This window comes from Streptomyces sp. NPDC045778, assembly GCF_056431945.1.
The window spans coordinates 150655-172792 of record NZ_JBWKJZ010000017.1 but is presented as its reverse complement, the minus strand read 5'-3'; the positions used below and the strand labels follow the sequence as shown (position 1 = coordinate 172792).

Annotated in this window: 21 protein-coding genes; 5 read left to right on the top strand and 16 right to left on the bottom strand. The window is 70.4% G+C overall.

The genetic code is table 11. The features are described 5' to 3' along the window. Positions 1 to 116: 116 nt before the first annotated feature. A complete protein-coding gene (locus tag AC07GB_RS22790; protein WP_478848187.1) occupies positions 117 to 2165 on the bottom strand; it encodes an APC family permease in 2049 nt (682 codons plus the stop codon). Positions 2166 to 2341: 176 nt separating this feature from the next. Further along, positions 2342 to 4606, bottom strand: a complete 2265-nt coding sequence (locus AC07GB_RS22785; RefSeq protein ID WP_478848185.1) for an MMPL family transporter — start codon at positions 4604 to 4606, stop codon at positions 2342 to 2344. Between the two features lie 199 nt (positions 4607 to 4805). Here AC07GB_RS22785 and AC07GB_RS22780 point away from each other — a divergent pair, with 199 nt between their 5' ends. From AC07GB_RS22780 to AC07GB_RS22765, 4 genes are all read left to right on the top strand, one after another. Next, positions 4806 to 5141: an ArsR/SmtB family transcription factor gene (locus AC07GB_RS22780; RefSeq protein WP_478848183.1), complete on the top strand. Its 336-nt coding sequence runs from the start codon at positions 4806 to 4808 to the stop codon at positions 5139 to 5141. Beyond that, positions 5138 to 5377 carry a hypothetical protein gene (locus AC07GB_RS22775; protein WP_478848181.1) on the top strand — a complete coding sequence of 80 codons (240 nt, stop codon included), beginning with the start codon at positions 5138 to 5140 and terminating at the stop codon, positions 5375 to 5377. The genes AC07GB_RS22780 and AC07GB_RS22775 overlap by 4 nt, the downstream gene beginning before the upstream one ends. 221 nt (positions 5378 to 5598) lie before the next feature. Further along, positions 5599 to 6267, top strand: a complete 669-nt coding sequence (locus AC07GB_RS22770) for a potassium channel family protein (protein WP_030682402.1) — start codon at positions 5599 to 5601, stop codon at positions 6265 to 6267. Beyond that, positions 6267 to 6929 carry a potassium channel family protein gene (locus AC07GB_RS22765; protein ID WP_478848179.1) on the top strand — a complete coding sequence of 221 codons (663 nt, stop codon included), beginning with the start codon at positions 6267 to 6269 and terminating at the stop codon, positions 6927 to 6929. Before AC07GB_RS22770 ends, AC07GB_RS22765 begins: the two co-directional genes overlap by 1 nt. A gap of 128 nt (positions 6930 to 7057) precedes the next feature. Here the strand turns inward: AC07GB_RS22765 and AC07GB_RS22760 are convergent, their stop codons facing one another. The 11 genes from AC07GB_RS22760 to AC07GB_RS22710 form a co-directional block, all read right to left on the bottom strand. Beyond that, positions 7058 to 7789, bottom strand: a complete 732-nt coding sequence (locus AC07GB_RS22760; protein ID WP_478848177.1) for a DUF3159 domain-containing protein — start codon at positions 7787 to 7789, stop codon at positions 7058 to 7060. Between the two features lie 3 nt (positions 7790 to 7792). Beyond that, positions 7793 to 8191 (bottom strand): OB-fold nucleic acid binding domain-containing protein, encoded by a 399-nt coding sequence (locus AC07GB_RS22755; protein WP_078869048.1) that lies wholly within the window; start codon positions 8189 to 8191, stop codon positions 7793 to 7795. A gap of 62 nt (positions 8192 to 8253) precedes the next feature. Beyond that, positions 8254 to 8937, bottom strand: a complete 684-nt coding sequence (locus tag AC07GB_RS22750; RefSeq protein ID WP_478848174.1) for a response regulator — start codon at positions 8935 to 8937, stop codon at positions 8254 to 8256. A 74-nt stretch (positions 8938 to 9011) separates the two neighbouring features. Next, the gene (locus AC07GB_RS22745; RefSeq protein WP_478848172.1) at positions 9012 to 11558 is read right to left on the bottom strand and encodes a DUF4118 domain-containing protein; all 2547 of its coding nucleotides are present in this window, start codon (positions 11556 to 11558) and stop codon (positions 9012 to 9014) included. 201 nt (positions 11559 to 11759) lie between these two features. Continuing rightward, the gene (locus AC07GB_RS22740) at positions 11760 to 12482 is read right to left on the bottom strand and encodes a potassium-transporting ATPase subunit C (protein WP_478848170.1); all 723 of its coding nucleotides are present in this window, start codon (positions 12480 to 12482) and stop codon (positions 11760 to 11762) included. A gap of 6 nt (positions 12483 to 12488) precedes the next feature. Then, positions 12489 to 14633, bottom strand: coding sequence for a potassium-transporting ATPase subunit KdpB (gene kdpB, locus AC07GB_RS22735; RefSeq protein WP_478848168.1), 2145 nt, complete (start codon positions 14631 to 14633; stop codon positions 12489 to 12491). Further along, positions 14630 to 16294, bottom strand: a complete 1665-nt coding sequence (gene kdpA, locus AC07GB_RS22730) for a potassium-transporting ATPase subunit KdpA (protein WP_478848166.1) — start codon at positions 16292 to 16294, stop codon at positions 14630 to 14632. The genes kdpB and kdpA overlap by 4 nt, the downstream gene beginning before the upstream one ends. A gap of 8 nt (positions 16295 to 16302) precedes the next feature. Then, positions 16303 to 16392 (bottom strand): K(+)-transporting ATPase subunit F, encoded by a 90-nt coding sequence (kdpF, locus tag AC07GB_RS22725; RefSeq protein ID WP_033264828.1) that lies wholly within the window; start codon positions 16390 to 16392, stop codon positions 16303 to 16305. A 369-nt stretch (positions 16393 to 16761) separates the two neighbouring features. Beyond that, on the bottom strand, positions 16762 to 17544 hold the full coding sequence (locus tag AC07GB_RS22720) for a DUF3710 domain-containing protein (protein WP_478848164.1): 783 nt from the start codon (positions 17542 to 17544) through the stop codon (positions 16762 to 16764). A gap of 1 nt (position 17545) precedes the next feature. Further along, a complete protein-coding gene (dut, locus tag AC07GB_RS22715; RefSeq protein ID WP_478848218.1) occupies positions 17546 to 18052 on the bottom strand; it encodes a dUTP diphosphatase in 507 nt (168 codons plus the stop codon). Positions 18053 to 18072: 20 nt separating this feature from the next. Then, a complete protein-coding gene (locus AC07GB_RS22710) occupies positions 18073 to 18657 on the bottom strand; it encodes a PaaI family thioesterase (protein ID WP_478848162.1) in 585 nt (194 codons plus the stop codon). A gap of 58 nt (positions 18658 to 18715) precedes the next feature. Between AC07GB_RS22710 and AC07GB_RS22705 the strand changes: the two genes are divergently transcribed. Beyond that, the gene (locus AC07GB_RS22705) at positions 18716 to 19162 is read left to right on the top strand and encodes a DUF3093 domain-containing protein (protein ID WP_478848160.1); all 447 of its coding nucleotides are present in this window, start codon (positions 18716 to 18718) and stop codon (positions 19160 to 19162) included. A gap of 39 nt (positions 19163 to 19201) precedes the next feature. Here AC07GB_RS22705 and AC07GB_RS22700 read toward each other — a convergent pair whose 3' ends face one another. The 3 genes from AC07GB_RS22700 to AC07GB_RS22690 all read right to left on the bottom strand — a co-directional run bounded on the left by AC07GB_RS22700 (position 19202) and on the right by AC07GB_RS22690 (position 22133). Continuing rightward, positions 19202 to 20197, bottom strand: coding sequence for a hypothetical protein (locus AC07GB_RS22700; RefSeq protein ID WP_478848158.1), 996 nt, complete (start codon positions 20195 to 20197; stop codon positions 19202 to 19204). 13 nt (positions 20198 to 20210) lie between these two features. Continuing rightward, entirely contained in the window at positions 20211 to 20507 is a 297-nt protein-coding gene (locus AC07GB_RS22695; RefSeq protein WP_030680288.1) for a DUF4193 domain-containing protein, read from the bottom strand. Positions 20508 to 20900: 393 nt separating this feature from the next. Continuing rightward, a complete protein-coding gene (locus AC07GB_RS22690; RefSeq protein WP_478848156.1) occupies positions 20901 to 22133 on the bottom strand; it encodes a sensor histidine kinase in 1233 nt (410 codons plus the stop codon). Positions 22134 to 22138: the final 5 nt, after the last annotated feature.

Below are 22138 nucleotides of genomic sequence, written 5' to 3'. Positions count from 1 at the left end.
CACAACGTCAAAGGATGAGCGGCCGGACAACAGCCCACCAGTCTACGTGGGTGTCGTCCGCTCGCTCACCCAGGCACACGGAAGGCGCACCCGGGGCGCGCCCCACGGGCTCCGGCTCAGCCCTTCCCGCTCTTCTCCCTGGCGCGCTTCTCCACCGGGCCGCGCCGCACCGACCCCGGCGCGTTCCACTCCTGCCGCCTGCGGGCCCGCTTCTTCGCGGCCTCGGAGGACTCCAGCTGGTAGGGGACGGAGGTGACCATCACGCCGGGGGTGAAGAGCAGACGGCCCTTCAGGCGCAGGGCGCTCTGGTTGTGGAGGAGGTGTTCGTACCAGTGGCCCACCACGTACTCGGGGATGATCACGCTCACCGCGTCGCGCGGGCTCTCGCGGCGCAGCGACTTCACGTACTCGATGATCGGGCGGGTGATTTCCCGGTAGGGCGAGTCGAGGACCTTCAGGGGTACGGAGATGCCGCGGCGCTCCCATTCGGCGCGCAGGGCCTTGGTCTCCGCCGGGTCGACGTTGACGCTCAGCGCCTCCAGGGTGTCCGTGCGCATCAGCTTGGCGTACGCGAGGGCGCGCAGCGTCGGCTTGTGGATCTTGGAGACGAGGACGATGGAGTGCACCCGGGAGGGGCGGACGCTGTCGTCGGTGGGGCCCTCGGGGGCCGCGATCTCCTCGGAGACCCGGTCGTAATGGCGGCGGATCGCGGTCATCGTCGCGTAGAAGATGACCATGCCGAGCAGCGCGACCCAGGCGCCGTGCGTGAACTTGGTGACGAGGACGACGATCAGGACCAGGCCCGTGAAGAAGGCGCCGAAGGTGTTGATCGCGCGGGAGCGGACCATGTGGCGGCGCTTGGCCGGGTCCTGCTCCGTGGCCAGGTGACGGTTCCAGTGCCGGACCATGCCGATCTGGCTGAGCGTGAAGGAGACGAAGACGCCGACGATGTAGAGCTGGATCAGCCGGGTGGAGTCCGCGCCGTAGATGAAGACGAGGAGGGCCGCGGCGCCGGCGAGGAGCACGATGCCGTTGGAGAAGGCGAGGCGGTCGCCGCGGGTGTGCAGCTGGCGCGGCAGATAGCGGTCCTGCGCGAGGATCGAGCCGAGCAGCGGGAAGCCGTTGTAGGCGGTGTTCGCGGCGAGGAAGAGCACGAGCGCGGTGGCCGCGGCGAGGACGACGAACAGGAAGCTGCCGTCGCCGAAGACCGCCTCGGCGACCTGCGAGATCACCGGGTTCTGGACGTAGTCGCCGCCGACGGGCGAGCCGTTCTCGATGAGGTCCTTGGCGGGGTTCTCGGCCATGTGGACGTTGGTCGCCATGGCCAGGCCGATGATGCCGCAGAACATGGTGACGGCGAGGCCGCCCATGAGCGCGAGGGTCGTCGCGGCGTTCTTCGACTTGGGCTTGCGGAAGGCGGGCACGCCGTTGCTGATCGCCTCGACGCCGGTGAGCGCGGCACAGCCGGAGGAGAAGGCGCGCAGGAGCAGGAAGACGAGGGCGAAGCCGGCGATGCCCTGGTGCTCGGCCTCGATCTTGAAGTCGGCCGTCGGGGCCTTCATGGTGTCGTCGAGGACGAACCCGCGGAAGGCGCCCCAGGCGATCATGATGAAGACGCCCGCGACGAACACGTACGTCGGGATCGCGAAGAGCTTCCCGGACTCCTTCACGCCGCGCAGGTTCATCAGCGTGAGCAGCACGATGACGGCGACCGCGCAGAGCACCTTGTGCTCGACCACGAAGGGCACCGCGGAGCCCAGGTTCTCGATGCCGGAGGAGATCGACACGGCGACGGTCAGGACGTAGTCGACGAGCAGGGCGCTCGCGACGGTCAGGCCCGCCTTGGGTCCGAGGTTGGTGTTGGCGACCTCGTAGTCGCCGCCGCCGCTCGGGTACGCGTGCACGTTCTGTCGGTACGACGCCACGACGGTGAACATCAGCACGACGACCGCGACGGCGATCCAGGGGCTGTAGTGGTACGCCGACGCGCCCGCGATCGACAGGACGAGCAGCACCTCGCCGGGCGCGTACGCGACGGAGGACAGCGGGTCGGACGCGAACACAGGGAGGGCGATGCGCTTCGGCAGGAGCGTTTCTCCGAGCCGGTCGCTGCGCAGTGCGCGCCCGATGAGGATCCGTTTGGGCACGTCGGTCAGTTTGGACACGCAGAGGATCGTAAGCGCTGTGTCAGCGTGTCGCCCACCCAGTACCCCGGACTTGTCAAGAGCTGCTGGGGAAAAGGTTAAAGAGATGTTCAAGCGACGGGTGAGCGGCCCGGCCGGTGGGGGAACACCGGCCGGGCCGCTCACGTCCTTCCCCGGCGCGCGGCGCGCGCGCCGGCTCACCGTCCCGAGGCCGCCCCTACCCCTGTGACCAGCGGATCCGTGCCCGCGTCCGGCGGCGTGCAGCCGCGGGTGAGCCGCTCCTCGGCGCGCCGCACCGCCTTCGAGGGCCACCAGGTGGCGCGGCCGAGCAGGAGGAGCGCGGCGGGCAGGATCATGACGCGGATCACGAAGGCGTCGACGAGGACGGCCACCGCGAGCACGAAGCCCATCTGCTTCATCTCCAGGATGTGCAGCATCACGAAGCTGGCGAAGACGGTGACCATGACGATCGCCGCGCTGGTGACGACCTTCGCCGAGGAGGCGATGCCGTCGATGACGGCCTTGTGCGTCGGGACCCCGTTCAGGGCCGCCTCGCGGATCCGGCTCACCACGAAGACCTGGTAGTCCATCGAGAGCCCGAAGAGGATCACGAAGAGGAACAGCGGCACGCGCGAGGAGATGCCGTGCAGTGACACGAACGACAGCAGGCCCTCCGCCCACTCCCCCTGGAAGACGAGGACGAGCAGCCCGAGCGCGGACGCGGCCGACAGCAGGTTGAGCGCGATGCCGAGCAGGCCGAGCACCACGGACCGGAAGGCGTACACGGTCATGGCGAAGGTCAGCAGGAGCAGCGCGCCGAGGACCAGCGGCAGCTTCTCGTTCTGGTGGGCCACGTAGTCGACGCCGCGGGGCACGTCACCGCTGACGGCCGTCTCGACGCCGCCGAGCTTGCCGACGGTGGCGGGCAGATAGTCGTCGCGGAGGCGGTCCAGGGTCCGTACGGCCGCGTCCGAGTACGTGGCGTGCCGGGCGCCGAGGTCCAGGGTGCTGATCCGGCCGTCCTTCGAGGTCCTGATCCGCGGGGTCTCGTGGGCGGCGAAGAGCGGGTCGGCCGCGGCCTCGCGGTCCAGGGCGCGCAGGGCGCGGACGACGTCGTCGGACCGCTCGGGCGTGGAGCGGGCCACGACCTGGAAGCGCAGGCGCTCGTCGGGGAAGGAGGCGAGCAGCCGGTCGTACCCCCGCATCGCCGTGATCTCGCGCGAGAAGCTGTCCCGCGCCGGGTCCTTCAGCTTCAGGTCGAGCGCGGGCAGCGCCAGGCCGACCAGGGCCAGGACCGCGAGCCCCAGGGTGAGCGCGGGGCGCTTGCGGGCGGGCGCGAGCAGGGCGTTCCAGAACCGGCCGGGGCGCTGGTCCTCGTGGAGCCGCACGCGCTTGCCCTTGGCCCGGCGGCGCTCCGCCCGGCGTTCGGCCCGCTGCCCCAGCTTGACCAGCATCGCGGGCAGCACGCTCACCGAGCTGGCCACGGCGACCGCCACGACCAGGATGGTGCCGACGGCGAGCGAGTCGAAGATGACGTCGTCGGCCAGGAACAGGGCCGCGGTGGAGACGATGACGGCGAGCCCGGAGACCACGATCGCGCGCCCCGCCGTCGCGGCGGCGGCCTCCACGAGCGCCTCGGAGGACAGCCTGCCGCCCGCGCGGGCCCGCTCCTCGCGCTCGCGCTTGAGGTAGAAGAGCGTGTAGTCGACGCCGACGGCCATGCCGATGAGCAGGATCATGCTCAGCCCGACGCCCGTGTCGGGCAGCAGGTGCGAGGCCAGCATCGCCAGGCCCATGGTCGCCGCGATGGAGGTGACGGCGAGCAGCAGCGGTACGCCGACCATCAGCAGCGAGCCGAACACCAGGGCCAGCGTGATCAGCGTGATGGGCAGTGTGATCGCTTCGGAGAACGCGAGGTCCGCGTCCCGCTGGTCGTCGACGCCCTTGCTCACGGAGGCGGCGCCGGTCTCCTCGACCACGACGTCCGGATGGGCCTTCTTGATCTTCTCGGTCAGCTCCTGGAGCGGGACGACGATCTCCCTGGCCTCCTGTTCGGGGCCCTTCAGCGTCACGGGTACGCGGATGACCTCGCCGTTCGCGGAGCGGGCGGGCGCACCCACCTCGTCGACCTCGGGCAGCGCCTTCATCCGCCGGGTGACGTCCCGTACGGCGGCGTCGGCGGCGGCCTCGTCCAGCTTTCCGCCCTTGGCGCTGATCAGGATCTGCTCCAGCGACTTGATCTGGAGGTCTCCCTCGGAGGCCATGGCCTCGGCGCGCCCGGCCTCACCCACGCGGAAGTCCGCGGAGGTCGCGCTGTTCATCCCGGCCGCGCTCCCCGCGACGAGACACAGCGCGACGAAGACGAACCAGCCGACGATCGCCCGCCACGGGTGCAGCGCGCTCCAGCGGGCCACCCGCACGGTCAGCGACCGCCGCTCCCCGCCCGATCCTCGTATCCCCATCTCCGACCCCCATGACTAGCCGTGCTTCATGTGTAAGAACTGACTTACATGTGATGTGTAAGCGCAGACTGACAGGTGAAGGATGAGTACGTCAACTGTCAGATCCCGCGGGAACTCCGGGGCGACGGAGGGTTTGACAGTGCTTCACAGCGTGCGTAAGCCTTGGCTGACAGGTATCGGGACGGCACAGAGGCGGGCCATGAACAGCGAGGAGCTGCTTGCCTTCCTCTCGGCGGTGGGCCACGCGCAGCGCATCCGGATCATCAAGGAGCTGGCCGCGGGCCCCATGTACGTCAGCGAGCTGGCCCGGCGCCTCGGCGTCTCCCGGCCCCTGCTCTACATGCACCTGGAGCGCCTGGAGAAGGCGGACCTCGTCCTCGGCAGGCTGGAGCTGTCCGACGACGGCAAGGCCCTCAAGTACTTCGAACTCGCGCCGTTTGACGTGCGGTTGAACGTGGATACGATTCTGGCTGCTGCCCAGCGGGACGGGGCGAGCGAGGCCGGACAGCATTCGACCGAGGGGACGCCCCAATGAGCGACGCGATCATCCCGATCGCCTTCTTCCTGATACTCGCCGGCGCGATCGTCGCCGTGGCCTACTTCCAGACGCAGCGCAGCCGCGAGCGCGACCGCGAGTACGCGGCGGCGATGGAGTCCTACCGCCGGGCCGTCGACACCGCCCGGTCCGAGTCGGACGCCGTCCGCATGCAGCTCACCGAGCTGAACGTGCGGGTCAAGTCCATGGAGAGCATGCTGCGCTCCGTCGACTAGCGGCCCGCGGGGAGGGCGCGCGCACTCCGGCTCCGGCCCGCGCGCGAAAGCCGTTACCGTGGACTCTGCAAACGCGTCCGGACACACCGGGCGGGCCGATGGCGCTCCGCACCGCGAGCGCGGGCCGGGATGCGCCGCCACCGCGCAGGCGCGCCGAAAGAGAGTCATGAGTAGGGCATTTACGCAGGTCAAGTGGGCCGTGAGGAGCGCGGGGTAGCGACGTGCACATCGTCATCATGGGCTGCGGGAGAGTCGGTTCCGCTCTCGCGCAGACCCTGGAACAGCAGGGGCACACGGTCGCCGTGGTCGACCAGGACCCCACCGCATTCCGCCGTCTGGGCTCCGGCTTCGGCGGCCGTCGCGTGACCGGGGTCGGCTTCGACCAGGACACCCTGCGCGAGGCCGGCATCGAGGACGCGGGCGCCTTCGCCGCCGTCTCCAGCGGCGACAACTCGAACATCATCGCTGCCCGGGTGGCCCGCGAGATGTTCGGCATCGAGAACGTCGCGGCCCGCATCTACGACCCCCGCCGCGCGGAGGTCTACCAGCGCCTGGGCATCCCCACGGTCGCCACGGTCCGCTGGACCGCCGACCAGATGCTGCGGCGGCTCCTGCCGTCGGGCGCCGAGCCGCTGTGGCGCGACCCCACCGGCGGCGTCCAGCTCGCCGAGGTGCACGCCTCGGCGTCCTGGATCGGCCACAAGATCAGCCGACTCCAGGAGGAGACCGGCGTGCGCGTCGCCTTCCTCACCCGGCTCGGCGAGGCGGTCCTGCCGACCTCGCAGACGGTTCTGCAAGAAGGCGACCTGGTGCACGTGATGATGCGCACCGACGAGGTCGAGAAGGTCGAGGCGGCGTTCGCCGAGGGCCCCGAGGAAGGCGGTCACTGATGAGGGTCGCCATTGCCGGAGCCGGTGCGGTGGGCCGTTCCATCGCCGGCGAGCTGCTTGAGAACGGGCACGAGGTGCTGCTCGTCGACAAGGCGCCGACGGCCATCTCCGTCGAGCGCGTCCCGCAGGCCGAGTGGCTGCTCGCCGACGCCTGCGAGATCACCTCCCTGGACGAGGCGGCGCTCCAGCGCTGCAACGTGGTCATCGCCGCGACGGGCGACGACAAGGTGAACCTCGTCGTCTCGCTCCTCGCCAAGACCGAGTACGGCGTCCCGCGCGTCGTCGCCCGCGTCAACAACCCGAAGAACGAGTGGCTCTTCAACGAGTCCTGGGGTGTGGACGTCGCGGTCTCCACGCCGCGCCTGATGTCCGCGCTCGTCGAGGAGGCGGTGAGCGTCGGCGACCTGGTACGCCTGCTGCGCTTCAGCCACGGCGACGCGAACCTGGTCGAGCTGACGCTGCCGCCGGAGTCCACCTTCGCGGGCACCCGGGTCGGCGACGTCCAGTGGCCCGAGGACACCTCGCTCGTCACCATCATCCGGGGCACGCGCGTCCTGACGCCGACCCCGGACGACTCCCTGGAGGCGGGCGACGAGCTGCTCTTCGTGGCCGCGCAGGCCCGGGAGGAGCAGCTGGAGGACCTGCTCTCGGCACGGGACTAGAGCCGTAGGGCTTCGTAAGCAGGTGGGGGCGCCCGGAATGTTCCGGGCGCCCCCACCTGCGTCCGGCCCCGTAAGGGGCGCGGGGAACTGCGCGACCAGCCACGACGGACCGGCAGACGACCGACGGCTTACGCTCCGGCTGCCTTGCGCTCGGCCTCGGCCCGCTCCTCCGCCTCCATCTCGGCGAACACGTCGATCGGCGGCGGGGCCTTCGCCAGGAAGACCCAGGTGAAGTACACCGCGAGGACCATCGGCGGCAGCTTCAGGGCGATGAGGACCCAGCCCAGCTGCTCGGTGTCCGCCCACCAGTACAGCGGGAAGAGGATCGCGTACTTGGCGAGGAAGATCAGGCCCCAGGCCAGGGACGCCTTGGTGTACGCCTTCTTGCGGCCCGGGTTGCGGGTGCGCCAGGAGAGGTTCTCCCGGAAGACCGGACCGAGCAGCAGGCCGAGCAGCGGGAAGCCCACGAGCGCCGACAGGAAGAAGGCGGCGCCGAGCCCGGTGCCGTAGATCATCCCAGGCAGGTAGAAGTCCTTGGCGTTGCCCGTGAACATGGCGAAGGCCACACCGAACGCGACGCCGAAGACGCCGCTGAAGGCGTGCTTGACCGTGTCGCGGCGGACCAGCCGGACCACGACCAGGAGCAGCGCGACGCCGAGCGCGGCGATCGCCGAGCTGTGCAGGTCCTTGGTGATCGTGTAGATCAGCACGAACAGCAGGCCCGGGACCATCGTCTCGACCGTGCCGCGAATACCGCCGAAGGCGTCGAAGAGCGCGGCCTGCGTCAGAGCCCTGGTGTCCGTGTCCTGGGGGCTCGCGCCCGCCAGGCCCTGGTCGGTCGGCTTGTCGACTGACGTCACCGGCTACTCCCGTCCGAGCGGTCTGAGTTCGTACTTGGGGTTGAAGAGCACTCTGCGGCCGCGGTCTATGGATATCCGCCCCGACGCGATCAGGCGGCGGCCCGGCTCGATGCCGACGATGGAACGCCTGCCGAGCCAGACCACGTCCACCGCGGCGGAGCCGTCGAACAGCTCCGCCTCCAGAGCGGGCACACCGGCCCGTGGCCGCAGGGTGACCGTGCGCAACGTACCAGTAACCGTGACGATCTGGCGGTCGTGGCAGTCCCCGATGCGGGTGCAGCCGGCCGTCTCGGCGTCCTCGCGCAGTTCCTGGGAGTCCAAGTCCTGCTGGGAGGACGACAGCCGGTCGAGCATGCGCCGGAAGCGGCCTGCGGGCTTGTCGGGTCCAGGAACAGCACTCATACCCCGAGCCTACCGGTGTGCCCCGACACCCTCGCAACGCCGGTGCGCGGCCCGTGGGGAGGTCACCGCTCGAAGCGGTAGCCCATGCCCGGCTCCGTGATGAAGTGCCGGGGGTGCGCCGGGTCCGCCTCCAGCTTGCGCCGCAGCTGGGCCATGTAGACCCGCAGGTAGTTCGTCTCCGTGCCGTACGAGGGCCCCCACACCTCCTGGAGGAGCTGTTTCTGGCTGACGAGACGGCCCGCGTTGCGTACGAGGACCTCCAGGAGGTGCCACTCGGTGGGTGTCAGGCGCACATCGCGCCCGCTCCGGTTGACCTTCTTCGCGGCCAGGTCGACCGTGAAGTCCTCGGTCTCGATGGTGACGTCGTCCTCACCGGCCCCGGTGGGCTCGGCCCGCCGCACGGCGGCGCGAAGCCGGGCGAGCAGCTCGTCCATGCCGAAGGGCTTGGTCACGTAGTCGTCGGCGCCCGCGTCGAGGGCCTCGACCTTCTCGTCCGAGCTGTGCCGCGCGGAGAGCACCAGGATCGGCACCCGCGTCCAGCCGCGCAGCCCCTTGATCACCTCCACCCCGTCCATGTCGGGCAGACCGAGGTCGAGCACGATCACGTCGGGGTGGCGGGCGGCGGCGAGCTGGAGGGCGGTCGCGCCGTCCGGTGCCGCGTCCACCTCGTACTTGCGCGCCTTCAGGTTGATCACGAGGGCGCGTACGATCTGCGGCTCGTCGTCGACCACGAGCACCCGGGTCATTCCTACCTGCCTTTCGGGCTTGTCAGCGCCGCTTCCGCGGCTGGTTGTGCCACGTGCGCGGCCGGCGGTGGCGGTCACGAGGTCATCCGGGCGGAGAGGTCGGGCCGGGCGGCCGGCCGGCCGCCCGCCACCTTCAGCGTCAGCACCATCGTGAGGCCGCCGCCGGGGGTGTCCTCGGCGTTGAGGGTGCCCCCCATGGATTCCACGAAGCCGCGGGCGACGGCGAGGCCGAGGCCCACGCCACTGCCGCGTGGAGCGTCACCGTAACGCTGGAACGGCTCGAAGATGCGGTCCTTGGCGTCATCGGGGACGCCGGGGCCGCGGTCCACGACGCGCAGCTGCACCTGCTCCCCCAGGGCGCTCGCCGACACCAGGACCGGCGCGTCGTCAGGCGCGTACTTGACGGCGTTCTCGACGACGTTGGCGACGGCGCGCTCCAGGAGGCCCTTGTCTACGGCGACCATCGGCAGGACCTCGGGGACGTCGAGGTCCACGCTGCCGTCGGGTACGCCGCCGAGCGCCATCGGCACCACCTCGTCGAGGTCGATCCCGCGGATCAGCGGGGCGACGGTGCCGGTCTGGAGCCGTGACATGTCCAGGAGGTTGCCGACGAGGTGGTCGAGCCGGTCGGCGCCCGCCTCGATGCCTTCGAGCAGCTCGGCCTGGTCCTCGTCGGACCACTCGACGTCCTCGGAGCGCAGGCTGGTGACCGAGGCCTTGATCCCGGCGAGCGGGGTGCGCAGGTCGTGGCTGACGGCGGCGAGCAGGGCGGTGCGGATGCGGTTGCCCTCGGCGAGGGTGCGCGCCTGGTCGGCCTCGGACTGCAAGCGCTGCCGGTCGAGGACGACGGCGGCCTGCGCGGCGAACGCGGCGAGCACGCGGCGGTCCTCGGCGGGCAGCACCCGGCCGGACAGGGCGAGCGCCATGTGGTCGCCCACGGGGACGTCGACGTCGGCGTCCTCGGGGCGGCTCACTTGCGCGCCGGTGCCGACGCTGCCCGCGCAGGTCCACGGCGCGGTGTCGCCCGCGCGCTCCAGGAGGGCCACGGCCTCCATGCCGAAGGTCTCCCGCATGGTCTCCAGGAGGGCTTCGAGGCTGTTCTCGCCGCGCAGCACGCTGCCCGCGAGGTGGGAGAGGATCTCCGACTCGGCCCGCAGGCGCGCGGCCTGGTGGGTGCGCCGGGCCGCCAGGTCGACCACGGACGCCACGGCCACGGCGACGGACACGAAGACGCAGATGGCGACGATGTTCTTGGCGTCGGAGATCGTCCACCGGTGCAGCGGCGGCGCAAAGAAATAGTTGAGGAGGAGGGAGCCGAAGGCCGCGGAGGCGAGCGCCGGGGCCATGCCGCCGAGCAGTGCCGCCGCGACCGTGAGGCTCAGGAACAGCAGCATGTCGTTGGCGAGGCCGAGGTCGGCGTCGATGTGCGTCAGGAGCAGGGTGAGCAGCGCGGGCCCCACGACGCCGGCGAGCCAGCCCCAGATGATCCGGGAGCGGCCGAGCCGGGCCCCGCGCGCCACGGGGAGGCCGCGCCCCTTGGCGACCTCGCTGTGCGTGACGATGTGGACGTCCAGGTCGGGCCCTGAGTCGCGGGCCACGGTGGCGCCGACGCCGGGTCCGAAGACGTACTGCCAGGCCTTGCGGCGCGAGGAGCCGAGGACGATCTGGGTGGCGTTGACGCCGCGCGCGAAGTCGAGGAGCGCCGCGGGGATGTCGTCGCCGATGACGTGGTGGAACGTTCCTCCCAGGTCTTCGACGAGGGTGCGCTGGACGGCGAGTTCCTTGGGCGAGGCCGCGGTCAGACCGTCGCTGCGGGCGATGTACAGGGCGAGGATCTCGCTGCCCGAGCCCTTGGCGGCCATGCGGGACGCGCGCCGGATCAGGGTGCGTCCTTCGGGTCCTCCGGTGAGGCCGACGACGATGCGCTCGCGGGCCTGCCAGGTCGAGCGGATGTTGTGCTCGCCCCGGTACTGCTGCAAGTACTCGTCGACCCGGTCGGCCACCCACAGCAGCGCCAGCTCCCGCAGCGCGGTGAGATTGCCCGGCCGGAAGTAGTTCGACAGGGCCGCGTCGACCTTGTCCGCCTGGTAGATGTTCCCGTGCGCCATCCGGCGCCGCAGCGCCTGCGGCGACATGTCGACCAGCTCGATCTGGTCCGCGCGCCGCACCACCTCGTCCGGCACCGTCTCGCGCTGCCGCACCCCCGTGATCGACTCCACCACGTCACCCAGCGACTCCAGATGCTGGATGTTGACCGTGGATATGACGTCGATGCCCGCGGCCAGCAGCTCCTCCACGTCCTGCCACCGCTTGGCGTTGCGCGAACCCGGCACGTTCGTGTGGGCCAGCTCGTCCACGAGCGCCACGGCCGGCGCCCGGCGCAGCACGGCGTCCACGTCCATCTCGGTGAAGGTCGCGCCCCGGTGGCCCAGCTCCCTGCGCTCCAGCTGCTCCAGGCCGTGCAGCATCACTTCGGTGCGCGGTCTGCCGTGGTGCTCGACGAACGCCACCACGCAGTCCGTGCCGCGCTCGACGCGGCGGTGCGCCTCGGACAGCATCGCGTACGTCTTGCCGACACCCGGTGCCGCACCGAGGTAGATCCGAAGCTTGCCGCGTGCCATGGCCTCATTGTCTTCCTGAAACTGCTGTGTACGCAGCGTCGACCTTACGGCCAACAATCGCGGTAAAACGGACGGGGCGGGCGTTCCCGGGGGTCCTTGACGCAACTCTGATGGCTCTGGCCCGCGGGCGCACGGAAACAGGCCCGTGGGCCCGGGGTGTCCCGGGGCCCACGGGCCGTGCGCGAGCCGCTGACGGGCAGGTCAGCCCTTGGCGGCGACCAGGTGCTTCAGAGCGATGTTGAGCTTCAGGACGTTCACCCGGGACTCCCCCATGAAGCCGAGGACGCGGCCGTCCGTGTGGTCGTCGACCAGCTTCTCGACGTCCTTGACGGCCAGGTGGTTCCTCTCGGCGACCCGGTGCGCCTGGAGGTCGGCGTACTCCGGTGAGATGTGCGGGTCGAGACCCGAGGCGGAGGACGTGACGGCGTCCGCCGGGACGTCGGCGGGGCGGACCGTGAAGTCGGCCGTCGAGTTGTCCTTGACGACGGCGTCCTGTGCGGCCTTCACCTGGGCGCACAGGCCGTCCTCGGCCTTGGGGTCGCAGACCTGCTTGCCGTTCTTGTCCTTCATGGACCCGGAGTCGCCCGAGAGGTTGGTCGCGCCGGACAGGAGCAGCTTGTACTGGGTGTTCACGCTGTTGCTGCCGAGGCCGTTGGACGGCCGGGGCTGGAACCACTTCAGGTCGGGGTCCGGCGTCTCCTGGCCCTTCTTCAGGGGCAGGTCGTAGCGCTGGCCGATGAGTTCGGAGCCGACGACCTTGCCGCCGTCCTTGATCTCGGAACCGTTGGCCTTGTCGTGGAAGACGGCCTGGGCGACGCCGGTGACGACGAGGGGGTAGATCACGCCGCAGACCACGGTCAGGACGAGCACGGCCCGCAGGCCCGCGCCCAGCAGCCGGGCGGTGTTTCCGACGGAGTTGTTCATGTCGCGTCACCCAATGCCGGGGATGAGGGAGAGGAGCAGGTCGATGAGCTTGATGCCGATGAACGGCGCGACCAGGCCGCCGAGACCGTAGATCCCGAGGTTGCGGCGCAGCATCCGGTCGGCGCTCATCGGCCGGTACTGGACGCCCTTCAGGGCCAGCGGGACCAGGGCCACGATGATCAGCGCGTTGAAGATGACGGCCGACAGGATCGCGGACTTGGGGCTGGACAGGTCCATGATGTTGAGCTTGTCCAGGCCCGGGTAGACCACCGCGAACATCGCCGGGATGATCGCGAAGTACTTCGCCACGTCGTTGGCGATCGAGAAGGTCGTCAGGGCGCCGCGCGTGATGAGCAGCTGCTTGCCGATCTCCACGATCTCGATGAGCTTGGTCGGGTTGGAGTCCAGGTCCACCATGTTCCCGGCCTCCTTGGCGGCCGAGGTGCCGGTGTTCATGGCCACGCCGACGTCGGCCTGCGCGAGCGCCGGGGCGTCGTTCGTCCCGTCGCCCGTCATCGCGACGAGCTTGCCGCCGGCCTGCTCGCGCTTGATGAGGGCCATCTTGTCCTCGGGCGTGGCCTCCGCGAGGAAGTCGTCCACACCCGCCTCGTCGGCGATCGCCTTGGCCGTCAGCGGGTTGTCACCCGTGATCATGACGGTCTTGATGCCCATGCGGCGCAGTTCGTCGAACCGCTCCCGCATGCCCTCCTTGACGACGTCCTTGAGGTGGATGACGCCGAGCACGCGGGCGCCCTCGGTGTCCTCGACCGCCACGAGCAGCGGGGTGCCGCCGGCCTGCGAGATCGTGTCGGTCAGCTCCTGGGCCTCGTCGGAGGCGGTGCCGCCGCGCTCGCGGACCCAGGCGAGGACCGAGCCGGTCGCGCCCTTGCGGACCTTGCGCCCGTCCACGTCCACGCCCGACATGCGGGTCTGGGCGGTGAAGGCGATCCACTCGGCGTCCACCAGCTCACCCTGGTGGCGCTCGCGCAGCCCGTACTTCTCCTTGGCGAGGACCACGACGGAGCGGCCCTCGGGCGTCTCGTCGGCCAGCGAGGAGAGCTGGGCGGCGTCGGCGACCTCGGCCTCGGTGGTGCCCCGCACCGGCACGAACTCGGCGGCCTGGCGGTTGCCGAGCGTGATGGTGCCGGTCTTGTCGAGCAGCAGCGTGGAGACGTCACCGGCCGCCTCGACGGCGCGCCCGGACATGGCGAGGACGTTGCGCTGGACCAGGCGGTCCATGCCCGCGATGCCGATCGCGGAGAGCAGGGCGCCGATCGTCGTCGGGATGAGGCAGACCAGGAGCGCGCAGAGCACGATCATGGACTGCTCGGCACCGGCGTACACGGCGAAGGGCTGGAGCGTGACCACCGCGAGCAGGAAGACGATGGTCAGCGAGGCGAGCAGGATGTTCAGCGCGATCTCGTTGGGCGTCTTCTGCCGGGCCGCGCCCTCGACCAGGTTGATCATCCGGTCGATGAAGGTCTCGCCGGGCTTCGTCGTGATCTTGATGACGACGCGGTCGGAGAGGACCTTCGTACCGCCGGTGACCGCGGACCGGTCGCCGCCGGACTCGCGGATGACGGGCGCCGACTCACCGGTGATCGCCGACTCGTCGACGCTCGCCACGCCCTCGACGACGTCGCCGTCACCGGGGATGATGTCGCCCGCCTCGCAGACGACCAGGTCACCGATCCTCAGGTCGGTGCCGGGCACCTCCTCCTCGGTCCTGCCGTCGGCGGACAGGCGCCGGGCGACCGTGTCGGTCTTGGCCTTGCGCAGCGTGTCGGCCTGGGCCTTGCCGCGGCCCTCGGCGACCGCCTCCGCCAGGTTGGCGAAGACCGTGGTCAGCCACAGCCACGCGGCGATCGTCCAGCCGAACCAGTCCCCCGGGTCCTTGAAGGCGAGCACGGTGGTGAGCACCGAGCCGATCAGGACCACGAACATCACGGGCGACTTGACCATCACCCGCGGATCGAGCTTCCTGAGGGCGTCCGGGAAGGACTTCAGGAGCTGCGCCGGGTCGAAGAGACCGCCGCCGACCTTGGTGTCGTCCGGCTTGTGGCCGGTCGGCACGTCCTGGTGGGGCGCGCGCGTGGGAGTAGCGGTCGTCATGGAGCTGCGCTCCTCTTGCTTCCTGGTGTCGGTGGTCATGACGCGAGACCCTCGGCGAGCGGCCCGAGCGCGAGCGCCGGGAAATACGTCAGACCGGTGATGATCGTGATGGTGCCGACGAGAAGGCCCGTGAACAGGGGCTTCTCCGTGCGCAGGGTGCCCGCCGTCGTCGGGATCGGCCGCTGCTCGGCGAGGGATCCGGCGAGCGCGAGCACGAACACCATCGGCAGGAACCGGCCGAGGAGCATCGCGAGGCCGATCGTGGTGTTGAACCACTGCGTGTCCGCGTTCAGGCCCGCGAAGGCCGAGCCGTTGTTGTTGGCGCCGGAGGTGAAGGCGTACAGGATCTCCGAGAAGCCGTGGGCGCCGCTGTTGGTCATCGAGTTCTTCGGCGTGTCCATGGCCATCGAGGCGCCGGTGAAGCCGAGGACGAGCGCGGGCGTGACGAGGATGTAGCAGGCCGCGAGCTTGATCTCGCGGGTGCCGAGCTTCTTGCCCAGGTACTCGGGGGTGCGGCCGACCATCAGGCCCGCGAGGAAGACCGCGATGATCGCCATGATGAGCATGCCGTAGAGGCCGGACCCGACACCGCCGGGTGCGATCTCGCCGAGCTGCATGCCCAGCATCGTGATCCCGCCGCCGAATCCGGTGTACGAGGAGTGGAAGGAGTTCACCGCGCCGGTGGAGGTGAGCGTGGTGGCCACCGCGAAGATCGACGAGCCGCCGACGCCGAACCGCGTCTCCTTGCCCTCCATCGCCCCGCCCGCGAGGTCGAACGCCGGGCCGCCGTGGTGGAACTCGGTCCACATCATCAGCGCGGTGAAGCCGAGCCAGATCGTCGCCATCGTGGCGAGGATCGCGTAGCCCTGCCGGAGCGAGCCGACCATCCGGCCGAAGGTACGGGTCAGGGCGAACGGGATCACCAGGATCAGGAAGATCTCGAAGAGGTTCGAGATCGGGTTCGGGTTCTCGAAGGGGTGGGAGGAGTTGGCGTTGAAGTAACCGCCGCCGTTGGTGCCCAGCTCCTTGATGACCTCCTGGGAGGCGACGGCGCCGCCGTTCCACTGCTGCTCGCCGCCCAGGAACTGGCCGACGCCGTGGATCCCGGAGAAGTTCTGGATCGCGCCGCAGGCGACCAGGACCAGGGCGCCGACCACCGAGATCGGGATCAGGACGCGCACGACACCGCGCACCAGGTCGGCCCAGAAGTTGCCCAGCTCACCGGTGCGCGAGCGGGAGAAGCCGCGTACCAGCGCCACGGCGACGGCGATGCCGACGGCCGCGGAGACGAAGTTCTGCACCGCGAGACCGGCCGTCTGCACGACGTGGCCCATGGCCTGCTCGCCGTAGTACGACTGCCAGTTGGTGTTGGCGACGAAGGACGCGGCGGTGTTGAACGCCTGGTCCGGGTCGATCGACTTGAAGCCGAGCGAGCCCGGGAGGGAGCCCTGGATCCGCTGGAGCAGGTACAGGAAGAGCAGGCTCGCCAGGGAGAAGGAGAGCACGCCGCGCAGATAGGCGGGCCAGCGCATCTGGGTGCCGGGGTCGGCGCCGATGCCCTTGTAGATCCACTTCTCGACGCGCAGATGCTTGTCGGAGGAGTAGACGCCGGCCATGTAGTCGCCGAGCGGACGGTACGCGAGGGCCAGCGCGGCCACGAGCGCGAGCAGCTGGAGCACGCCAGCGAGGACGGGACTCATGGGGGAACTCAGAACCTCTCCGGGAACACAAGGGCGAGGACGAGATAGCCGAGGAGGGCGACGGCCACGACGAGGCCGACGATGTTTTCGGCAGTCACAGCTTCGCCACCCCCTTGGCGACGAGAGCCACCAGCGCGAAAACCGCGACCGTGGTGACGACGAAGGCCACGTCGGCCATCGTGTGCTCCTAGATGAGATGCGGAATTACTGACATCCCGAGGAAACCGCCTCAATGGCGGATTTCGATCGCCGTTGACGTCTCCCTAGCGGGCAGGGGCGCGGCGTTGACGAATCTCTTACGGGGTGCGTTCCGCTCTCTTGCGGTGGTGCGTTCCCCCAGTTCACACGCACAAAAGGCCGAAGGGGCCGCACTCCCCGTTCGGGAGTGCGGCCCCTTCGGCTCGCGTTCTTCCGCGTCAGCTCTCGTGCCGGTGACGACGGCCCGCGCTGTCCGGCCGGTGACGCCGTCAGCGCACCTCGGTGATCTCCGGCCCCCGGGCGAGCTGGCCCATGCCGCCCGAGAAGCGGGAGGTCTCCTGGTCCTCCTGCTGCACGCCCTCCGCGACCATCTGCGCGTCGTCGGGCAGCTTGAGGACGATCGGGTCCCGCGGGGCCATCGGGCCCTCGCCGCGGACGACGACCGTGTCCCGGAAGATCTGCTCCAGCAGGCCCGCGGCCTGCGGCTGCACCGCGCCCTGCCCGGAGATCACTCCACGCAGGAACCAGCGCGGGCCGTCCACACCCACGAACCTGACGACCTGGAAGCCGCTCGTGCCGTCCGGCAGCTGCACCGGCACCTGCGCGCGCAGCTCCCAGCCGAGCGGCCCCTCGACCTCGTCGATGACCCCGCCCTGCTGCGTGATGCCGGAGGCGATCTCCTCGCGGACCTCGCCCCAGATGCCCTCCCGCTTGGGAGCGGCGAAGGCCTGCAACTGGACGGCGCTGTCCTGGAGCACGACGGTGGCCGCGACGATCGCGTCACCCGCGACCTCCACGCGCAGCTCCATGCCCTCGACCCCCGGCACGAACAGACCACCGAGGTCCACCCGGCCCTCGCCCGGGTCGCGGACCTCGGATTCGTCCCAGGGCCCGTCCGGGCGCGGCTCCGGCTCCAGGCGCACGCGCTGCGGCGCGGCGTCCTCGGACGCTGCGTTCTCTGCGCGCTCTGCGTTCTCCGTGCCGTCGACGACCTGCTCGGCCTCGCCCGCCGCGTCCTCGGCGGCACCGCTCTTCTTGCGACGTCCGAACACGTCACTGTCCTTCCCGGTCGGATACGACCGACGCGTATCGATTCCCACCCGTTTGTTCGCCCGGCTTGGCGCCCACCGCGGCGTGACCGCCGGTGGACCCGAAGCCCCCCTCGGCCCGCGCCGAGCCGGGAAGCTCCGCCACCTCCTGGAAGCGGACCTTCTCGACCTGCTGGACGACCAGTTGGGCGATCCGGTCGAAGCGCTCGAACCGCACGCTGTCGCGCGGGTCGAGATTCACCACGATCACCTTGATCTCCCCACGGTACCCGGCATCAATCGTCCCTGGGGCATTCACCATGGCGACACCGCAGCGGGCGGCGAGACCGGACCGGGGGTGCACGAAGGCCGCGTACCCCTCGGGCAGGGCGATGGAAACCCCCGTCGGGAGCACCGCCCGCTCACCGGGCGCGAGTTCGCAGGGCTCGGTCGTCCGCAGATCGGCGCCGGCGTCGCCGGGCATCGCGTACGCGGGCAGCGGTACGTCGGGGTCGACGCGCCTGATCAGCACGTCCAGGGGGGCACGGTCGGTCACGGGTTCACCTCGAAGGCGCGGGCGCGCCGGATCTGGTCCGGGTCGTTCATGGCCGCCTGGATCTCCTGGGGGCGGCCGTTGTCGATGAAGTGGTCCACCTTCACCTCGATGAAGAGGGCGTCGGCGCGTACGGCGAGCGGCCCGTCGGGGCCGCCCACGCGCCCCCTGGCCCGCGAGTAGATCTTCCGTCCGGCGACGGCGGTGACCTCGGCCTCCAGATGCAGCACCGTGCCCACCGGCACCGGCCGCAGGAAGTCGGTCTCCAGGCGCCCGGTCACGGCGATCACCCGCAGCAGCCAGTTCAGGGAGCCGAGGGTCTCGTCGAGCGCGGTCGCGAGCACGCCGCCGTGGGCGAGACCGGGCGCACCCTGGTGCGCCTCGCGCACGGTGAACTCGGCGGTGACGGTGACGCCGTCGCCGGCCCGGGCCGCGAGGTGCAGCCCGTGGGCCTGGCCCTCCCCGCAGCCGAAGCAGTGTTCGTAGTGCGCGCCGATCAGCTCCCCGGGCGCGGGCGCGTCGGGGTGCCGCACAGGGGGTATGGCGTCGGCCGGAGGCCGCAGGGCCGCAGTTGTACCACTCACAGGCGCAGACCTTACCTCCGCGTCAGCGGCCGTCGCGCACCATGCCAAGCTTGGCTTCATGCAGCCTTACGAAGAACGCCTGACCGCGCCCCGTTCGTGGTGGCTCGTCTCGGTGCTCGTCGGCATCGCGACGGGCCTGACCGCGCTGCCGTTCGGCACCCTGCCGTTCCTGGGCGGTCTGGTCGCGGGCACGGCGCTCGCGGCGGTGCTCACGAGCGCGTACGGCGCGGTGCGCGTCCGGGTCGTGGCGGGCTTCCTGGTCGCGGGCGACGCCAAGATCCCGCTGACGGCACTCGGCCCCGCCGAGCCCCTGGACGCGGCCGAGGCCCGCGCCTGGCGGACCCACAAGGCGGACCCGCGCGCGTTCATGGTGCTGCGCAGCTACATCCCGACGGCCCTGCGCGTCGAGGTCACGGACCCCGAGGACCCGACCCCGTACGTGTACGTGTCGACGAGGAACCCCCAGGCGCTGGCGAAGGCGCTGGGGACCGTCACGGCGTCCTAGCCCCGGCGCGGGCCCCGGGGGGAGGGGTCAGGCGCCCGCTCAGGACTCCAGTTCCTTGGGGCCGGTGAGCGGCGGCAGCTCCCCCAGGGCGTCCCAGGGCACCTGCCTGCGGCGCAGGTCGGTACGGACGCGCTCCGCGAGCTTCTTCGTGTCGCGGCGGTTCATGAACGCCCCGACCGCGGCTCCCACCATGAACGGCATCAGGTTCGGCAGGTTCCGCACCATCCGCTTCATGATCTGCTGGCGCAGCTCCCGCTTCATCTGGCCGCCGAGCGCGGCGTTCACCGACGCGGGCTTGGCCACGTCGATCCCGCGCTCCTCGGTCCACGACCGCAGATAGGCGGTGCTGCGCTCCTTGAGGGTGCCGGGCGGCCGGTGGCCGTACACCTCGTGCAGCTCGGCGATGAGCTTCAGCTCGATCGCGGCGACACCGGTGATCTCGGCGGCCAGCTCGGCGGGCATGGCCGGCGGCACCGGCAGCATGGCGGCGGCGCCGACACCGGCGCCCACCGTGGACGTCGCGTTCGCCGCGCCCGCGATGAGTTTGTCCGCGAGCTGCTCGGGGCCGAGGCCCGGGAACTGCTTGCGGAGGGTGGCCAGGTCCCGGACGGGGACCCGAGGGGCGTTCTCGATGATCCGGTCGGCCAGATAGCCGATGCCGGCCTTGGCTCCGCGGCCACCACGGAGCACCCCGTTCTTCAAGCCGTTGGCGACGGCGGTGAAACGCTTGCCCTTGGTCGAGGGGCCCTCGTCTCCCGCCGTCGTGGTCTCCACGGCCTCGACGGCTGTGTGCGGCGACGTGGCCGCCGCCTCGTGCACGAGGGCGGGGACCGCCTCGTACGCCGTCTCAGCGCCGCTCTGCGCCCCGGCGGGACCCGGGTGGCCGACGGGGTCGGCCGGGTCCGCTCCCGGCGCGTCGGCGGGCCTGAGCGAGGCCCCAGGGCCCCGCTCGGCGTCCGTCTCGCCGGCGGGCACGGCTGCGTCCGCTTCGTGGTCGCCGAAGCGGTTCTTCCCAGGCGGGGTCGAGCCAGTCACGGCCGACCCTGCCTCAGTCGCAGTCGCGGCAGATCGGCTGACCGTTCTTCTCCCGGGCCAGCTGGCTGCGGTGGTGCACCAGGAAGCAGCTCATGCAGGTGAATTCGTCCTGCTGTTTGGGGAGCACGCGCACGGCGAGCTCCTCGTTGGACAGGTCCGCTCCGGGCAGCTCGAGGCCTTCGGCGGCCTCGAACTCGTCGACGTCCACGGCCGAGGAGGACTTGTCGTTCCTCCGGGCCTTCAGTTCTTCAAGACTGTCCGAGTCGACGTCGTCGTCGGTCTTGCGTGGGGTGTCGTAGTCCGTTGCCATGTCGCTCTCCCCCTCTGGGTGTCTGCGGTGTCTCAGCGCACGTAACGCGTGAGAGGCCGGACTTGTGCCCGACCTGAGGCGGAGATTTTGCCTCACATCAAGGTCTGTTACTCAATCGACACCCAACCGCACCCCTGAAGAGGTGATCGGTTTGGATGGCGATCGGGACCGTACACGGTCCGAATGTCGCACTTCACGGGCGCCACCCCGTGTACTTCCCGTGATCAAGACCCCCGAAAACCCGGATTTTCCCGGCTTTCCGACGACTTTCGCGGTCACGGAGAGTGGATGGCCGAATATTCGCCTCTGTGATCGATCACACACGAAACTGACAGGATCAGATCCTGAAAATTCCGCTTAAAGCGAACATCCGGCGCGTTACGCGGAAGCATCTCAGATCGGCAGGGTGACGCGCATCACGAGCCCACCCCCCTCACGAGGCTCCGCGATGATACGGCCCCCGTGGGCGCGCGCCACCGACCGGGCGATGGACAGGCCGAGACCCACCCCCTTGTCGCTGCCGGTGCGCTCCGTACGGAGCCTGCGGAAGGGCTCGAAGAGGTTGTCGATCTCGTAGGCGGGCACCACGGGTCCCGTGTTCGTCACCACGAGGACCGCCTGGCCGTGCTGGGCCTCCGTGGTGACCTCGACCCAGCCCGCTTCCTTCACGTTGTACCGAACGGCGTTCTGGACGAGGTTCAGGGCGATGCGCTCCAGGAGGACGCCATTGCCCTGCACGATCGCGAGGCCGCGCTCGCCGCGGATCTCGACGCCCTTGTCCTCGGCCTCGGCGCGCGCCTGGTCGACCGCGCGGTTGGCGACCTCGGCGAGGTCCACGGGTTTGCGCTCGACGATCTGGTTGTCGCTGCGGGCGAGCAGCAGCAGGCCTTCCACGAGCTGCTCACTGCGCTCGTTGGTGGCGAGGAGGGTCTTGCCGAGCTGCTGGAGCTCGGGCGGCGCGCCCGGGTCGGACAGCTGCACTTCGAGGAGCGTGCGGTTGATCGCGAGCGGCGTGCGCAGCTCGTGCGAGGCGTTCGCGACGAAGCGCTGCTGGGCCGTGAAGGCGCGCTCCAGGCGGTCCAGCATCTCGTCGAAGGTGTCGGACAGCTCCTTCAACTCGTCGTCCGGACCGTCCAGTTCGATACGGCGCTTGAGGTCCGTGCCCGCCACGCGGCGTGCCGTACGGGTGATGCGGCCGAGCGGCGAGAGGACGCGGCCCGCCATCGCGTACCCGAAGGCGAAGGCGATCACGGCGAGGCCGAGCAGGGCGAGCAGCGAGCGGCTCAGGAGGTTGTCCAGGGCGTGCTGGCGCTGCTCGTTCACGCAGGCGTTCATCGCGGCGTTGAACTCGTCCGGCGAGGCGCGGCTCGGCAGGTCGCAGACCTTGCTCTCCACCCGGCCCGAGACGATCTTGAAGGGCAGCTCACTGCCCACGTTCAGCGCCTGCGCGGCGAGCAGGTAGATGATCGAGAGCAGCAGGATGCCCGCGATCAGGAACATGCCGCCGTACAGGAGCGTGAGCCTTATGCGGATGGTGGGACGCAGCCACGGGAAGGGCGGTTCGACCTTCCTGGGGTCCCATGTCGGCTTGGGGGGCGCCGCTGGCGGCGCCGGTGTCGCGGCCACCGGAG

What these genes read in the sequence shown, in the direction of transcription:
- AC07GB_RS22695 (WP_030680288.1), bottom strand. Translation starts at nt 20,507, where the DNA reads ATGGCAACGGACTACGACACCCCACGCAAGACCGACGACGACGTCGAC.
- AC07GB_RS22785 (WP_478848185.1), bottom strand. Translation starts at nt 4,606, where the DNA reads ATGGGGATACGAGGATCGGGCGGGGAGCGGCGGTCGCTGACCGTGCGG.
- AC07GB_RS22775 (WP_478848181.1), top strand. Translation starts at nt 5,138, where the DNA reads ATGAGCGACGCGATCATCCCGATCGCCTTCTTCCTGATACTCGCCGGC.
- AC07GB_RS22750 (WP_478848174.1), bottom strand. Translation starts at nt 8,937, where the DNA reads ATGACCCGGGTGCTCGTGGTCGACGACGAGCCGCAGATCGTACGCGCC.
- kdpA (WP_478848166.1), bottom strand. Translation starts at nt 16,294, where the DNA reads ATGAGTCCCGTCCTCGCTGGCGTGCTCCAGCTGCTCGCGCTCGTGGCC.
- AC07GB_RS22765 (WP_478848179.1), top strand. Translation starts at nt 6,267, where the DNA reads ATGAGGGTCGCCATTGCCGGAGCCGGTGCGGTGGGCCGTTCCATCGCC.
- AC07GB_RS22745 (WP_478848172.1), bottom strand. Translation starts at nt 11,558, where the DNA reads ATGGCACGCGGCAAGCTTCGGATCTACCTCGGTGCGGCACCGGGTGTC.
- AC07GB_RS22705 (WP_478848160.1), top strand. Translation starts at nt 18,716, where the DNA reads ATGCAGCCTTACGAAGAACGCCTGACCGCGCCCCGTTCGTGGTGGCTC.
- AC07GB_RS22755 (WP_078869048.1), bottom strand. Translation starts at nt 8,191, where the DNA reads ATGAGTGCTGTTCCTGGACCCGACAAGCCCGCAGGCCGCTTCCGGCGC.
- kdpB (WP_478848168.1), bottom strand. Translation starts at nt 14,633, where the DNA reads ATGACCACCGACACCAGGAAGCAAGAGGAGCGCAGCTCCATGACGACC.
- AC07GB_RS22740 (WP_478848170.1), bottom strand. Translation starts at nt 12,482, where the DNA reads ATGAACAACTCCGTCGGAAACACCGCCCGGCTGCTGGGCGCGGGCCTG.
- AC07GB_RS22780 (WP_478848183.1), top strand. Translation starts at nt 4,806, where the DNA reads ATGAACAGCGAGGAGCTGCTTGCCTTCCTCTCGGCGGTGGGCCACGCG.